Annotated in this window: 13 protein-coding genes, 1 pseudogene and 1 CRISPR repeat array; of the genes and pseudogenes, 1 reads left to right on the plus strand and 13 read right to left on the minus strand. The window is 50.9% G+C overall.

The genetic code is table 11. The features are described 5' to 3' along the window. Positions 1–313: 313 nt before the first annotated feature. From VV089_RS12085 to VV089_RS12135, 11 genes and pseudogenes are all read right to left on the minus strand, one after another. Positions 314–889 (minus strand): DUF1062 domain-containing protein, encoded by a 576-nt coding sequence (locus VV089_RS12085; protein ID WP_334336021.1) that lies wholly within the window; start codon positions 887–889, stop codon positions 314–316. Between the two features lie 200 nt (positions 890–1,089). After that, positions 1,090–1,368 (minus strand): CD3324 family protein, encoded by a 279-nt coding sequence (locus tag VV089_RS12090; protein ID WP_016289807.1) that lies wholly within the window; start codon positions 1,366–1,368, stop codon positions 1,090–1,092. Between the two features lie 243 nt (positions 1,369–1,611). Continuing rightward, positions 1,612–1,965: a TnpV protein gene (locus tag VV089_RS12095; protein ID WP_334336022.1), complete on the minus strand. Its 354-nt coding sequence runs from the start codon at positions 1,963–1,965 to the stop codon at positions 1,612–1,614. A gap of 39 nt (positions 1,966–2,004) precedes the next feature. After that, on the minus strand, positions 2,005–3,885 hold the full coding sequence (locus VV089_RS12100) for a DUF4368 domain-containing protein (protein ID WP_334336023.1): 1,881 nt from the start codon (positions 3,883–3,885) through the stop codon (positions 2,005–2,007). Positions 3,886–3,979: 94 nt separating this feature from the next. Continuing rightward, positions 3,980–4,933 (minus strand): annotated as a pseudogene (locus VV089_RS12105) (type IV secretory system conjugative DNA transfer family protein); the annotation flags it as partial. Then, on the minus strand, positions 4,930–5,400 hold the full coding sequence (locus tag VV089_RS12110) for a PcfB family protein (protein ID WP_334336024.1): 471 nt from the start codon (positions 5,398–5,400) through the stop codon (positions 4,930–4,932). The pseudogene VV089_RS12105 and the gene VV089_RS12110, both read right to left, overlap by 4 nt. Positions 5,401–5,518: 118 nt before the next feature. Continuing rightward, positions 5,519–6,463 (minus strand): DUF3991 and TOPRIM domain-containing protein, encoded by a 945-nt coding sequence (locus VV089_RS12115; protein ID WP_334336025.1) that lies wholly within the window; start codon positions 6,461–6,463, stop codon positions 5,519–5,521. 62 nt (positions 6,464–6,525) lie between these two features. Then, positions 6,526–7,245: an antirestriction protein ArdA gene (locus VV089_RS12120; protein ID WP_334336026.1), complete on the minus strand. Its 720-nt coding sequence runs from the start codon at positions 7,243–7,245 to the stop codon at positions 6,526–6,528. Next, positions 7,238–8,332, minus strand: a complete 1,095-nt coding sequence (locus tag VV089_RS12125; protein WP_334336027.1) for a DNA cytosine methyltransferase — start codon at positions 8,330–8,332, stop codon at positions 7,238–7,240. The genes VV089_RS12120 and VV089_RS12125 overlap by 8 nt, the downstream gene beginning before the upstream one ends. Then, positions 8,316–8,669 carry a DUF7768 domain-containing protein gene (locus VV089_RS12130; protein WP_016307082.1) on the minus strand — a complete coding sequence of 118 codons (354 nt, stop codon included), beginning with the start codon at positions 8,667–8,669 and terminating at the stop codon, positions 8,316–8,318. Before VV089_RS12130 ends, VV089_RS12125 begins: the two co-directional genes overlap by 17 nt. Positions 8,670–8,759: 90 nt before the next feature. Beyond that, complete coding sequence (locus tag VV089_RS12135) at positions 8,760–10,421, minus strand: ParB/RepB/Spo0J family partition protein (RefSeq protein WP_334336028.1); 1,662 nt, start codon at positions 10,419–10,421, stop codon at positions 8,760–8,762. 322 nt (positions 10,422–10,743) lie between these two features. Between VV089_RS12135 and VV089_RS12140 the strand changes: the two genes are divergently transcribed. Then, entirely contained in the window at positions 10,744–11,409 is a 666-nt protein-coding gene (locus VV089_RS12140; RefSeq protein ID WP_334336029.1) for an NAD(P)H-dependent oxidoreductase, read from the plus strand. A 185-nt stretch (positions 11,410–11,594) separates the two neighbouring features. Here VV089_RS12140 and VV089_RS12145 read toward each other — a convergent pair whose 3' ends face one another. Next, entirely contained in the window at positions 11,595–12,143 is a 549-nt protein-coding gene (locus VV089_RS12145) for a flavodoxin family protein (protein ID WP_334336030.1), read from the minus strand. A gap of 184 nt (positions 12,144–12,327) precedes the next feature. Then, positions 12,328–12,546 (minus strand): family 1 glycosylhydrolase, encoded by a 219-nt coding sequence (locus VV089_RS12150; protein WP_442891529.1) that lies wholly within the window; start codon positions 12,544–12,546, stop codon positions 12,328–12,330. A gap of 37 nt (positions 12,547–12,583) precedes the next feature. Next, a CRISPR array of direct repeats spans positions 12,584–14,166; the repeat unit is 33 nt; unit sequence ATTTCAATCCACATCCTCCATGCGGAGGATGAC. Positions 14,167–14,283 lie beyond the last annotated feature (117 nt).

A 14,283-nucleotide genomic window follows, 5' to 3' on the forward strand; every position in this document is an offset into this window, starting at 1 on the left:
GGACGCATAAGATACGGTATTCAGTTAGAATATGACAAATTTCGCATTTGTGTGTAGACAGTTCCCTTTGTGGGAAATGGATTTTTTTAATCGCTTATTTTTTAGCCGATTTTGTAAAAACAGGTTATGATTCATGACGGCTCCTTTCACCAGCCGCCATTTTGGGAAATACTAGGGCAACAATCTTTTTGTAAATAAAGAAACAGCGGCTTTGCCTTTCTCAAAACCGCTGTCTTATGGGCACATACAAATATGTCTGCTGTATAACGGCTTTTTTTCTTTCGCCATTATTCGGCAGATGATTTTTCTTAATTCAAATTCTACTCATTTGTAGTTCATTATCAAAAACAAGGGTAACACCTTCTTTCAATTTACATTTTTTTAAATCCTGATTGGGAAAACTCTTTATTTTCCCACTTGTAATCAGTTGTAGATATTCCTTTTCTGACAGAAGTAATTTGCTTCTCACAACAGAAGATACCTTAACAGAAAGAGAATACTTACTTTTGATTTCAAGTTGTACGGTTTCATTCAGAGAAAAGCAATCACCAATAACAGAATATTGGGGCAAACCGACTTCCACACCATTCTCTTGTAAAAACTGGCTATCCATTGCATATTTCTCTACAAGTTCGTTATCATTTTTATAAAATCCGTCCAATAGCTGCGGCTTTACTGCTTGTGGAGAAATACGGGAATAAACAGTAGCGTTCCATGTGGTATTGCAATCACAGCATTTGTAAATTAACCAAATATCCAAGTATCTGCGCTGGGCATTTACCCGGAATTGCCGTGAACAAGCAAACAGATTTTTTCTTCCACATTTCTTGCAATATTTTAATACAGGCAACAAGGAAAGGCTTTGTACTTCCCATATAATTTTTTTCACTCCGTAATTCCTCCTGATTCTTAAATCTAAAAACTAAAAGGCGGATTGTCACAACATTTTTTCATAAAAGCCATACCTCCTTATGTTTCTTGCAAATAAATTGTATCATCATACAATACAGAACCAAACCCAATACTCTTTTTATAAATAAACATAAGAAATGGGCTGATGTATTTTGAAATAATACCAGCCCATTTCTGTCAATTATATTCTTTTTTTAACTGCCCGATAATTCTCTGAATACTTTTCAAAGATAGAAAATATTTTTCGGCAAGGAATTCCATTCGTTTCCCTGCAAGGTAGTCATCATAAATACGTTGGTTTCTATCTTGTAATTCCTGACGTGTTGAGGTTGTTTCTCCCCAGCTTTTTTTGTTATCAGAAATTCTGGGGATATACAAAAATTCTCCATCAATGTATTCCTGAACTTTCAGAAGTAAATCATGCGGCAGAACGTGTGTTGCTTTTTTGTAACCCATTTTGCACTCCTAATGTGATTTGTCTACCAGGAACTGCAAGGTCTATCCGCAACACCTATTCACTTTTTAATCGTTGCGATAGCCTTGCTTACGCAACAATAACGATAGGATTAAGCATAAATCCCCAATCCTCCTTTCCTTTTACTCCACACTAAAAAATTTTATTGCAGAGTGCGACAAGGTGAAACCTCAAATTCATTTATGAAAAGAAAATGAGGAATATTTTATTATTATACCTTGCCTTTAGTTATAAATCAATTCTGTGCAAATGATTTCTTCCGCCTGCGCCTTACAGTTATTTGCCAGCCCCACCCATTTCATCTGGTCGGCCGCTTTCAGTTCCTCGGCCACACCGGCGGCCTTCATCAACTGTGGCATAAGAATATCCATTCGCTCATTGGCTGCCTCGTCAATCTCCAACAAATGGGGATAGAGTTTTTCCGTTAGGAGCAGGCTGGTATACAGCCCTTTCCGGTGTTCTTTCAGATAGCGGAGCCTCATGCGCCCATACCTGCCGATTGGCGTGTCCGGCTGCTCCTTCAATACCAGATTCGGGATATAGTAATCGCCAACTTTTGTATAAGTCAGTCCATTCATGTGTATGCCTCCTTGTCCTTTCTGTGATATGCCAGCCGCCTACATAGCGGCTCTGTCCGGTGCTGGTGCTTTTTGGGGTTCTTTTTTTGGCAGGCTGCTGGCCGGGATAAACACGCCTTTTTCCATATCCTCGGCACGGATAGCGGCTTTCTTTGCCTCGATTTCAGCCTTTTTCTTTGCCCTGATTTTATTCTCGTACCGTTTTTGTGTCCCGTTGGCTTTGCGCCGGAGATACGCCTGGTGCAGCTTGTCCTTGCGTTCCTCCTTTTTCCGCAGGGCTTCCAGTTCCTCCGGAGTGAGGTTCACTTCCCCGAAATGGAGCGGTATGTACCTCCCGACAAAATTGAAGTAAATCTCAACCTCCTGCGTGGTTTCAGCACTGCCTTTTCGGTCACGCTCATGGACAAGGATTTTCTTCACAAACTCATTCAGCATGGTGGTAGTCAGGTTATTAAAATTCTCGTACTTGTCAACAAGGGCGATAAATTTCTCCGCTGCTTTCCGGCTCTGCTCATATCCGGCGATTACCTTTTCCAGTTCGGCAATCTCACCGGAAAGGGATTCCTGCTCCTTTGCGTACTGTGCGTCCAGGGCGGCATATCTTGCGTCCGGCAGCTTGCCCAGCACATTGTCCTCATAAATCTTGCATATCAGTTTTTCCAGTTCCCCGGCTCGTTTCTGTGCTGCCGCCAGCCGTTTCCGCTTTCTGTTGATGTCGCTGGCCTGCTGCTCGGCCTGGGTTTCCTGAACCGCTTTGATAAACTCTGCCCGGTCATTCCTGGAATACTCCGCAATCGCCCGGAGCATATCGGAAACCAGTGTCAGGACGGCGCTTTCGTTGATTCGGTGCTGTGTGGCGCAGAGGACGCCAACCGGAACCTTGCTGTACCGGGAGCAGGTATACTGTGAAATACGCTTGCCGTTGTTGGTGCGGTGGACATACATCTTGCCGCCGCAGTCGGCGCAATAGAGCAGACCGGTGAGCGGGGCGGCTTCTCCCCACCCGTCCGGGTAACGCTTCACATTGGAGCGGATTCTCTGCACATTCTCAAAGGTTTCCGGGTCAATAATGGCGGTGTGGGTGTTCTCAAAGATTACCCATTCATTTTCGTCAACATAGTGGCTTTTCTTGTCCTTGAAATGTTTGCGGGTCTTAAAGTTGATGGTGTGGCCTAAATACTCACGCTTTTTCAGGATATTGACGATAGTGGAAGAACCCCAGCCATAAGGGTCTTTAAACGTCTTGGATTGATTCACGCCCTCCCCGTAATGGGAAAGGTGCAGGGAAGGTATCTCAATCTTTTCCTGTGACAGCCGGTTCGCAATCTGGTAGGGGCCGTATCCGTCCAAAGTCATAGCGAATATCCGGTGCACCACGTCAGCGGCTTCTTCGTCCACAATCCAGTGTTCCCGCTTTTCGTCCCACAAGTAGCCGTAAATGACCGTACCGGTCAGGTGCTTGCCGCTCATGCCTTTTGCCTTGAACACGGATTTAATCTTACGGCTGGTATCTCTGGCGTAAAATTCATACATGATGTTCAAGAATGGTGTAAAATCATTCTCTCCGTTGGCGCTGTCCACTCCGTCATTGATGGCGATCAGCCGTACGCCTCTCTGTCGCAGGATTTCCATGACCTGGCCGACTTTGAGATAGTCACGTCCCAGACGGCTCATGTCTTTGATGATGATTGCCTCCACGTTCCCGGCCTCCACTTCCTCCATCATGGCGGTGAATCCGGGGCGGTCGAACCGGGTTCCGGAGATTCCGTCGTCCGTAAAATGGGTCGGGTTGGGAAAACCGTTGCGGTGGGCGTAATCTTCCAGCATGGATTTCTGGTTGCTGATGGAATTGCTCTCACCTTGGAGTTCATCGTCACGAGAGAGCCTCTCGTACAGCGGGGTAATCTTGGTTTTCGTCATAGCGTCTGCCTCCTTACATGAAATATGCTCTAAATGTGTCCTTCACTAACCATGAGAAAATCTCGTGATTAAGAAGTCATTTAGAGCATATATCACCGCTTGCCAGCTTGTATTTGGCATACTGGCGCACGGCGAAGTGCTGGGGGCTCCTTCTGGCGAGGCCGTCGAACATATAATCCACGGCGTTCTTGAAGGATTCGTCGTCCTCCCGCACCTCCATGCTGTTTATCATCTCCACCAGCGTGTTCATGTTCCGTTCTTCCTCCGGCCCCTCGAATACGATATAGGCCACCAGCGCGCAGTAAAGGAGGGTTTCCGCCTTCGTCCAGAAGGGGTCCCCCTCCTTGCCCTCCCCTTTGGTGTTGGCAATCAGGGCGTTCACGAATTTTAAGACGTCGCTCTCTGTCTTGATATAGGCAAGGGGGTTGTAGTGCATGGACTTTGAGAAGTCTATGCTGTTGAAAACCCGGACCTTATAGCCCTTCTTCCTTTGGAGGAAACAGCCGCACTGGGCGAGGGTCCCGCCCTTCGGGTCCACCACCACATACGAGGAATGGGCCTGTAAAAGCTGGGGCGTGAGCCAGAACCTTGTCTTGCCGGAGCCGGAGGAGCCGATCACGCAGGCGTTCAGGTTCCTGGCATTGGCCGGAATCTTCGGCCGGGTGTTCATGGTCAGGAACTCGCTCCCGGTCAGTATCACGTTGTTCTCAAACCTGGAATCGACGAAAGGGGCGATGTCTTTAGGCCCGCCCCAACGTGCGCTCCCGTATTCCATATCCCGCCGGAATTTCCGGGCCTTCCTGATTTTGGACTGCACCATGAAATAAAGCCCCACGGCCCCGGCAACGCCTGCCGCCAGGTCAAACAGCCCCAGGCCGGGGGCGTAATTCTGAAATACCGGCCCTATAGCCTCCATCATGCCGAACAGCTTTTCCCCGGCGTTCCCACCCTGCGCCATGCGGTAGGCGGTCCCCAGCTTCGAGAAGAACCAGAAGGCCATGAGGTAGGGGAAGTTGGGGAGCAGATATTTTTTGATTTTCTGGTTCAACGTTCCTCCTTCCCGGGCTCCCTGGCCCGTTCCTTCTGCCGGGGCTTTGCCGCCAGCTCCTTCACGAGTCGCCGCAGCTGCCCGAGGATAGAAGGCTTCTCCTGCCCGCGACCCATGACCTTTTCCGTATACCGGGAGAAGGCCGCCGTGATGGCGTCCGCCTGGTCTGCCTTGAAGAAAAGCAGGTATTGGCCGGGGCTGGTCTTGTGGAAAGCGTAGTCCACATGGTACTCCCTGGCGATACGGTCAAAATCCTTCGGGGCCCCTACCAGCTTGATGGCGTTCTTCGCGCCGTAATGGTTCATCAGCTTTTTGACGGACTGCCTCCCGTGGGGCGTCCGTGCGGCCCGGCGCTGTTTCTCCATTTCCGCCAGCGTCTTTTTTAAGGCGGCGGCAAGTGCCCGGCTTGTGAGCTTCGCCGCCTTGACGGAGACGGCCACCGTCTGTTGTTCTACATATTCCTGCATGGTTCCTCCTTTCTGCCGGATTCATTGGAGCCGGGGAGGGCCCCTCGGGACTGCCCGGATAAATGAGCCTCGGGACAAGTTGGCCCGAAGCCGTCCTTTATGTCGATAGGGTATGGCGTTATCTCTCAAAACTTTTTTCCTTCCTCCTTGCTCTCATTTCCCCGATCACCCCCAGAAGGTGCTGGTTATAGTCCTTCCCGTGCCGTTCCGGCGGGGCCGCTTCTCGGAGCGTTTCTATCCGTCCGGAAAGCTCCCGGTCGGAGCGCAGCGTTTCCATGAGCTTTTCCGTCCCGCTTTTCCCGGCCCCGTCATTGTCAAGGCAGAGCGCCACATGCCGGATTCCCGGGCGGTCCTTTAGGAACTGGACCAGCGCCAGCGGCGAGGTGCCCCCAAGGGAGAGGTAGCAGGCGTCCTCCCACGCCTTCCCGGCCAGCTTTGTCAGCGTGGCGCCGGAGAGGGCGTCAATGGCGCTCTCAAAGACGGCCACCTTCTGGCAGTCCGGGGAAGGGGAGGCAAGGCAGAAGTTGAAGCGCTTGTCGCTGCCCGGCACGTCCATCTTGAAGTCCCCGAAGGTCCCCCGCAGGCAGGCGAACCGGGCTTTCCCTTCCATGTCCCGGCCTACAAATACGCAGTTGTGGTAGCGGAAGCTCTCATAGAGGGAGCCGTCCCTCAGGCAGCGGCTGATGATTCCGCCGTCAATCCCCCGGCCTTGCAGGTAGCCCATGACCCTTGTGGCGTAGCGGCCCGGCTCCGGCAGCTCAAAAGGCTTTGGCGGCGGAAGGTCTACCGGCTGGGAAAGAAAAGGGGAGGCGCCCCCGCCGCAGAGCGTCTCCACAGCGGAGACGAAATCCTGCCCCCGCACCTTTATGAGATAGTCCAGGGCGGTCCTCCCGCCCATGTTCCGGCTGCACCAGTGCCATTTGCCGTTGGAGATCACCAGGCTGTCATGGCTCCTGGTCCGGTATTCCCGGGGGCCGGACTTTTTCAGCTCGCCCGGCTCATAGGCTTGCAGGTAGGAAAGCAGGTCCCACCGCTTCGCCTCCGCGATCTGTTCCTCTGTCACCCCGGCATGGCGCACCTCCTTTCTGCACGGGGGCCGGGCTTCGGGCCAACTTGTCCCGAAGCCTACCGCCCCTCATGGGAAGGCCCTTCCCTGTCCTTGTGGGGAGCGGGCGGGGCCTCCTTGAATTGTCTGATGGTCTCCAGTATGGAGCGTGTTTCCTCCTTCTCGTTTTGGGCCGGGGTCCCGCATATCCGGTATTCCTCCGGTATGTCCTCCCGCCCGGCGTAGCATTCCCGGAAAGGCTCCCCGTTCCGAAGCACATAGCCGCCGGGGACGAAGCTCCCGGTAGAGTTCAGGTCAATGTCCCGCCCGTAGGCCTCGTAATCGAAATAGTCCCGGATATGTTCGGGGATGTCGATTGCGCCGATTTCCTCCACGCAGTAGCGCCCGAGGGCCTCGTCGTCCCCAATCCCCGGATAGAAGTCATAGCAGTCCAGGTTCTGGGCCAGGTTGATTAAATCCCCGGCCCCGTCCGTATGCTCCCCGAAGGCCATTGCGGCCTCGAATTTCTCCAGCTCGCCCCGTTCCTGCACTTCCTCCAGCACATGCGCCAGATAGTTGAGCTCGTCCAGGCCGGCGTACTCGTCCAGGCAGTTATACAGCCCCAGCACGTCGCTGTCATAGCTGGTGATGAAATACTCCCCGTACCGCTCCCCGTCTATGCCAATCCGGGAGAACAGGGCCCGCACTTCCTCCGTGGTCGTGGGGAAGCGCAGGGTCTCCCCGGCCTCCACGCCAAGCTCCGGGTAAAGGCCGGGGTTCGTCACATAGGCTTCAAACATTTCCGCAGGTTCCCTCCTTTCCGGCCAGGGCTTCATAAATCCCGGCCATGATGTAGTCGGCGCAGGGGAGGGCGATAGAGTTCCCCAGCGCCTTGTAGCGGGCAAGGGGCCGTATCTCCACGCCCTCCGCCCCGTATGCCGTCCAGCCCTCCGGGAGCCCCATAAGGCGCTCGCTTTCCCGTTCCGTCAGAAACCGCACGCAGCCGCCCTCCGGGTCGTCCTCGAACCAGAAGGCGAAGGGCGTCAGGTCGCTGGCTAAGAGAGTGGGAAAAGGGTCAGCTGGCAGTCCGAAGCTGTTCTGGAAGGCCGCCTGCTCCTTCCTTTTGGACGCTCCCCGCATACGGAAGCACTGGAAGGGCCGGACGACGGGTACGCGCCCCCCTGCTTCAATAAAAGGTGTTCTATCTCCGCCGGGGGAGGGCAGCCCGCCCGGCTCGCAAGGTTCAGGAAGCGGGAGCAGTGGACGGGGCTTAAATAGTATCTCTCCGGCACGCCTCCCTCCAAAATCCGCCACGATGAAAATCCGCTGCCTTCTCGCCAGCCGCCTGGCTCCTGCCCAATACTGGGCGTCCATGAGCCGCCAGCACAGGTCAGGCGTTCCCCCTCGCACCATTCCGGCCCCCGCCCATCTTCCAGAAGGAGGCATTGGAACCTCGGCGTCCGTGAAGGCGGATAGGACGGCTCTAAAATCCATCCGGTCGTTTGTAGAAAACGCTCCCATGACGTTTTCCCAAACAGCGATAACTGGATATACATGTCTTGTCGCATCCCTCATTTCCTGTATGATACGCATGGCCTGGTAGAAGAGGCTGGACTTCGCCCCGCCAAGGCCCTTGCGGTTCCCGATCAGGGAAAGGTTCTGGCAGGGGGAGCCGAAGGTTATCACATGGACGGGAGGGACCTTCCCCCCGTCCAGCTTCGTGATGTCCCCCAGGTGCAGCATGTCGGGGAAGTGCCTCTTTGTGATGGAGACCGGGGCCTTCTCGATCTCGCTGGCCCACACCGGGCGTATGCCGCAGCGTGAGGCCGCAAGGGGGAATACCCCTATCCCGTCAAAGAGGCTCCCCAGCCTAATGTCCGCCGCCATCCTTCCCCAGCCCTTTCACGGCCAGGATTCCGTCAAGGGTGGTGGCGGCTATTCCCAGCCGCCCGGCCACCGCGATGTCGTTCTTCACGTCCTCGTCCACGTCCCCGCCGCAGACCACAAGCACATGGGAGCGCCGGAGCAGGTCCCGACGCATGTCAATCCCGGCCTTGTGCTCTTCGGGTATGCTGTCGTTGAGGAACAGCGGCATGTAGAGGACGGGGCAGACGGGGGAGAAGCCCGCCTCGTATGCCATGCGGCTGTAGCGGGCCCCCATCTCTGTGTCCGTGTCCGGTTCGCCGCACCATGCGGCGGTGATGTACGCTAAAGGTCGTTTCAATCTTTTTCCCTCCGTTTCTGTTTCTGAAATGGCTGGTATCCGTAGCCCGGCCCGGTTACGGCCTCGGGCCAAGTTGGCCCGAAGCGGCCCCTACTTCTCCGGCTGGGCCTTCTTTTTCTCCGGCTTCGCCATTTCCTTCTGCTGGCCCTTCCAGTCGTCCAGAAGTTTGATGATCTGGTCCTTCATTTCCCTCGGGGTGGTCTCCTTCCCGAAATACTTCCCAAGCTCCGCTCCTGTCAGAATCACTTTGTCTACCTCCTTCTTATCCTCCATCATTATTCCGTCGATTACGTCCCCGTTGAGGACCCCCTTCTGGTCAAGCTCCCTCATGCGCTGGGCCTGGGAGAGCGAAGGGCTGGACTGCTGGCTCTCAATGGCGACGGCGATGTACTGCTGGTTTTTCGGCTTGATGTACGAGAGCTCCACCGCCGGGGTGAACTTGACCTGCCCTTCGTCCATCATCTTTTGCAGGTCGGGCACAAGGTCGTTGAGCTTGATGTAGCGCTGCACCTGCTTGACGGTCATCTTGTTGCGCTCGGCCACGATCTCGTTGGAGCGTTTCCCGGCATCCTTCGGGTCAATCTGGCCCGAAGTGAAGTTCTTGGCCCCCTGGTGCTTGATGGCCTCAAGCTGCATTTTCAGGGCCTTGGCCCGCTCGCTGGGGAGGATGTTCTCCCTCTGGTTCGTGTTGTCCTCCACCATCTGCGTGATGGCCTGCTCGTCTGTCAGGTTGCGGATGATACACGGCATATCCGCGTAGCCTGCAAGCTCGCTGGCCTTCTGGCGGCGGTGGCCGGACACGATCTCATAGCCGCCGTCCTCACGGGGCCTTACAATGGCGGGCTGGGTGACGCCCTTGTCCTTGACGCTGGAGACCATAGCCCGCATTTCCTCGTCGTTGCGGACCTGGAACGGGTGGTTCTTGAAGGCGTGGAGCTCGGACAGCTTCAGGTAGACGATCTGCTCGTCACCGCGCCGGGGCGCCTCCGTGGGTGCCTGGGACGCCTTTTCAGGCTGTGTGGCAGGTTTGACCTCCGGCGCTGCCTTTGCCGGCTTCTGGGGCTGGGGCGCTTTCTCTGCCTTTTCTGCCTTCCCAGCCGGTGAAGATTTCTCCGCTTTCGTGGCCGTGGCCGTTTTCTGCCCCTCCTTTTGCTTCTTTGCCGTGGGCCCCTTCTTCGTGGGAGCCGCCTTGTCCTTTGCCTCTTTGGGAGGGCGGCCCTTCCGCTTCGGCGGTTCCGTTCCCTTTTCCTCCTTCTGCTTTGGGGCTGCCTCTTTCGTCCCTTTGGCGGCTTCTTTTTCGGGAGAAGTGGGAGCCGCTTTGCCGGGTGCTTTCCCGTCCTGCCCGGGAGGGGCTTTCTGCGCCTCCTTCTTCCCCGCCATGATTTCGGAGAAGTTGTAGAAGGACACGTTGGGAGCCTCCTTGCCTTCCGGGGCCTCCACCTTCTGCTCTTTGGGAATCTCCGGTTTCTTTTCTTCCTTCGCCGGGGCGGCCTTTTCCGGCTCCTTCGCCTCCTTTTCCGGGGCAGGCTTTTCCGGTTCCTTTGCTGCTTTTTGCGGAGCGACCTTTTCCGGTTCCTTTTCCGCTTTTTCCGGAGTGGCCTTTTCCGGCTCCTTTACCGTTTTTTCCGGTGCGGCGGCTTCGGGCGCTTTCTGCGCTTTCCCCGGAGCGGGGGAGCCGCCCGCCTCGAGCTGCGCCGGATCTTTGTCCGGACCGTCTGCGCCAGTCAGGTTTTTCGATTTTTCATCGGCCATTCGCAATACCTCCTTCTTGGTTTTCTGGCATGAAAAAAGGGCTTGACCTCTCTTGTCAAGCCCCGGTAGTTGGGTTGCCTCCTTTCCCTGCGCCCATGAAAAAACCGCCCTTCGTTGTGAAAGAGCGGTTTTTCAGTAGGTTGGCAGTCCATTATTTTGTTTTTTTATATGTATCCCTTTGTACACTTTTGCAAAATGGGGTTAATATATAAAGGAAATGGGAATCGGGAATTTTTAGAAAAATGGCTTGAAAGAGTTATGATAAATTTGGACGGAACATCGATTGGCACATACAATATTGAGAATGAGGAGGAAATTTTAAATGCACTTATTAATTGTTAGTTGTACTCCGAGGGCGAAAGAAAAAAGTAATACAGATAAAATATTAGATGAATTAAAAAAAGGATATGAGTATAATGGAAATACAACAGAAACATTATATTTATATAAAAGAAATAAATGGGAAAGTATTAGAGAAAAATTCTATGAAAATGATAATATTTTGTTTGCTTTACCAGTATATGTAGAGTGTATTCCCGGAATTATGGCAGAATTTTTAGAAACATTAAAACCAAAGCAAAATTGTAATACCAAAATAGGATTTTTATTACAAAGTGGGTTTGCAGAGGCATCCCAATTAAGGTGTTGTGAATCATATTTAGAAACATTACCATCTTTATTAGGATGTGAGTACAACGGAACGCTATTAAAAGGCGGTATGTTTGCAGTAAGTTTTATAGGCAGTAAAATGGGAAAACAAATGGTAGAGCCTTTTTATAACATGGGGAAATATTATGCTCAAAATAATTATTTTAATAAAGAAGCGGTAAATGACTTTGCTAAACCAGAATATTTTTCTAAAAAAGAAATCTTTCTCAACAATGTAGTAAGTCCATTAAATAAATTGCTCCTGAAAGTATTTGCTAAAAAATTAGGCTGTAAAGTATCACTTAATGATAAGCCATATCAAAATTATGTTAAAAGATAATTCAAAGTTCCATTTGTAGGGAAGAACAAATACATCATCAAAGAGCCAGACGCATAGACGCAGAGCCGACAGAAATTCACAAATAGATCAGAAAAGACCGGATGTCTCCGGTCTTTAACTGAATCTTCCATATGAACCATTTTGTTTTTTCATTATAGTATCAGGCAATGTACCGGAGCTTCAAATCAGCCAATAGCTTTCCCCAACTCATAAGCATCCTTTAATTCCTGTTTATCCTTAATATCCCCAACAGCCATAACCCCTCCGCAAAGGATCTTTCCAAGACTCTTCCACCCCAAATGCTTTTCCAGACGATCATACCAGTACTCGCTTTCCTCAAAGCCATGTCCCTCCGCCGCCATAATCAAAACACTTTCTTTCCTGGGATTGCGGTAGTTTGGATCACACTCCGCTACGGCAAACAGACGGTCAAAGGCAGTTTTGAGCTGGCCGCTGATGGTCCAGTAGTAAAGCGGAGACGCAAGAACAACAATATCAGCTTCTTTGTACACCGGATAGATTTTATCCATATCATCCTTTTGCACACATGGACTGTCCGGATTTTTTCCGCCCCCAAAACATCCTTTGCAGCCATGAATATTCATGCTGCCAAGAAAAAATTCTGTGACAGTATTTCCCGCTTCTCTGGCTCCTTTTGCAAACTCTGAGGTTAATGCCGCTGTATTCCCTGTCTTTCGTGGACTTCCATTTAAAATAATGATTTTCTTACTCATGAACTTACTCCTCCATTACTTATTGTTTTTTAACCTTTTCCCTTACTGATATTGTAATTATAACTAGAATTGAATTAAAAACAAGTACGCACTTTTGGGTAAGTATCTCACCAGAAGTAAATAGCAACAGGCATATCAGGAATTATCATATTTGCAATATAAAGACAATATGATGCATTTTATTTTATAAACATTCCCCATTGGCAGCAATTACATTTTTATACCATTCAAAGGAATCCTTCTTACTTCTTTTTAACGTTCCTGAGCCGTCATTCTCCTTGTCAACATAGATAAATCCATACCGTTTCTTCATCTCTCCTGTGCTGGCACTCACCAGATCGATGCAGCCCCACACCGTATAGCCAAGAAGCTCCACGCCATCCAGATTCACCGCATCCCGCATAGCCTTGATATGCTCACGCAGATATTCAATCCGGTAGGTATCATGACACATCCTCCATGCGGAGGATGACAAGGACAAAAGTTCCGGATGGGTGATCTTCGCAATTTCAATCCACATCCTCCATGCGGAGGATGACCCGGAAAAACCAAAATAGGATTGACTTTTGCAGATTTCAATCCACATCCTCCATGCGGAGGATGACCTATGGTCACAAAGGATAATGTTTATCTTTTGGCAATTTCAATCCACATCCTCCATGCGGAGGATGACATATAGGGTTGGCCATACAATAACGTTTCATATGATTTCAATCCACATCCTCCATGCGGAGGATGACGGATGCAGGGACAGAGCAGACGCTTACATATAAGCATTTCAATCCACATCCTCCATGCGGAGGATGACTTGTTTCTGCGCTGTTTCCCATTCGTCAGCAAAATTTCAATCCACATCCTCCATGCGGAGGATGACCGATTATCCAAAAAACCCTATCACGTCCAGCAACAATTTCAATCCACATCCTCCATGCGGAGGATGACGGGGATATTAAAGACCTGATGTATGCAAGTGCAAAATTTCAATCCACATCCTCCATGCGGAGGATGACTAGATCAACGGCGTCATACCTTCTCGCATCTGGGATTTCAATCCACATCCTCCATGCGGAGGATGACTTCCGGGAATTGGATTAAGGAGGATTAGAGAATGATTTCAATCCACATCCTCCATGCGGAGGATGACCATTTCCACGGGCGACAGAAAGACCATTCTTTCCAATTTCAATCCACATCCTCCATGCGGAGGATGACGTATGCTGTGGATTGAAATAGTTACTTTATTGGTATTTCAATCCACATCCTCCATGCGGAGGATGACATGTATCCGCATGGCAACTTATGAAGGATTCGAAATTTCAATCCACATCCTCCATGCGGAGGATGACTCAAAGGCCAAAGTAAGTTCATTTATTTTTAATTATTTCAATCCACATCCTCCATGCGGAGGATGACCATATTTTAAAGAGCAAATTATATATCCATCCTGATTTCAATCCACATCCTCCATGCGGAGGATGACTCCTGCCCTGTCCCCTGTCCGTAGTATTTAATCAAATTTCAATCCACATCCTCCATGCGGAGGATGACTCAACCGCATCATGTGTGGAGACAAGCCGGTAAAATTTCAATCCACATCCTCCATGCGGAGGATGACAAGCAGATTGTTACAACTGGATTCACAAAAGACGGAATTTCAATCCACATCCTCCATGCGGAGGATGACACGGTCTGAATAGTGATAGTAAGAACTTAATCAATATTTCAATCCACATCCTCCATGCGGAGGATGACGCCTTAGCGGCCTGAGGTTTCCTTTCTCACGCATGATTTCAATCCACATCCTCCATGCGGAGGATGACGGTGTGTACATTATGGATGAGGGAGGGATATACCTATTTCAATCCACATCCTCCATGCGGAGGATGACGGACACCTGGAAAGAGAAAGCCGAGACCGCAGAGATTTCAATCCACATCCTCCATGCGGAGGATGACGCCGGTTACCTTTTTACCTGGCGGCGGCTACCAAAATTTCAATCCACATCCTCCATGCGGAGGATGACAGCAAAAACAGCCAAAATAATATTAATCCAAAACAATTTTCTGACTATTTTCACAAAAAATAATTTGTCCCATTATTAATTAACTATATTTTTAAAACAAAATTCCAAAAACACCTT

The sequence above is a fragment of the Candidatus Merdisoma sp. JLR.KK011 genome (assembly GCF_036941125.1).
GTDB lineage: Bacteria > Bacillota > Clostridia > Lachnospirales > Lachnospiraceae > Laedolimicola.

What these genes read in the sequence shown, in the direction of transcription:
- VV089_RS12090 (WP_016289807.1), bottom strand. Translation starts at nt 1,368, where the DNA reads ATGGGTTACAAAAAAGCAACACACGTTCTGCCGCATGATTTACTTCTG.
- VV089_RS12095 (WP_334336022.1), bottom strand. Translation starts at nt 1,965, where the DNA reads ATGAATGGACTGACTTATACAAAAGTTGGCGATTACTATATCCCGAAT.
- VV089_RS12100 (WP_334336023.1), bottom strand. Translation starts at nt 3,885, where the DNA reads ATGACGAAAACCAAGATTACCCCGCTGTACGAGAGGCTCTCTCGTGAC.
- VV089_RS12110 (WP_334336024.1), bottom strand. Translation starts at nt 5,400, where the DNA reads ATGCAGGAATATGTAGAACAACAGACGGTGGCCGTCTCCGTCAAGGCG.
- VV089_RS12120 (WP_334336026.1), bottom strand. Translation starts at nt 7,245, where the DNA reads ATGTTTGAAGCCTATGTGACGAACCCCGGCCTTTACCCGGAGCTTGGC.
- VV089_RS12125 (WP_334336027.1), bottom strand. Translation starts at nt 8,332, where the DNA reads ATGGCGGCGGACATTAGGCTGGGGAGCCTCTTTGACGGGATAGGGGTA.
- VV089_RS12135 (WP_334336028.1), bottom strand. Translation starts at nt 10,421, where the DNA reads ATGGCCGATGAAAAATCGAAAAACCTGACTGGCGCAGACGGTCCGGAC.
- VV089_RS12140 (WP_334336029.1), top strand. Translation starts at nt 10,744, where the DNA reads ATGCACTTATTAATTGTTAGTTGTACTCCGAGGGCGAAAGAAAAAAGT.
- VV089_RS12145 (WP_334336030.1), bottom strand. Translation starts at nt 12,143, where the DNA reads ATGAGTAAGAAAATCATTATTTTAAATGGAAGTCCACGAAAGACAGGG.
- VV089_RS12150 (WP_442891529.1), bottom strand. Translation starts at nt 12,546, where the DNA reads ATGCGGGATGCGGTGAATCTGGATGGCGTGGAGCTTCTTGGCTATACG.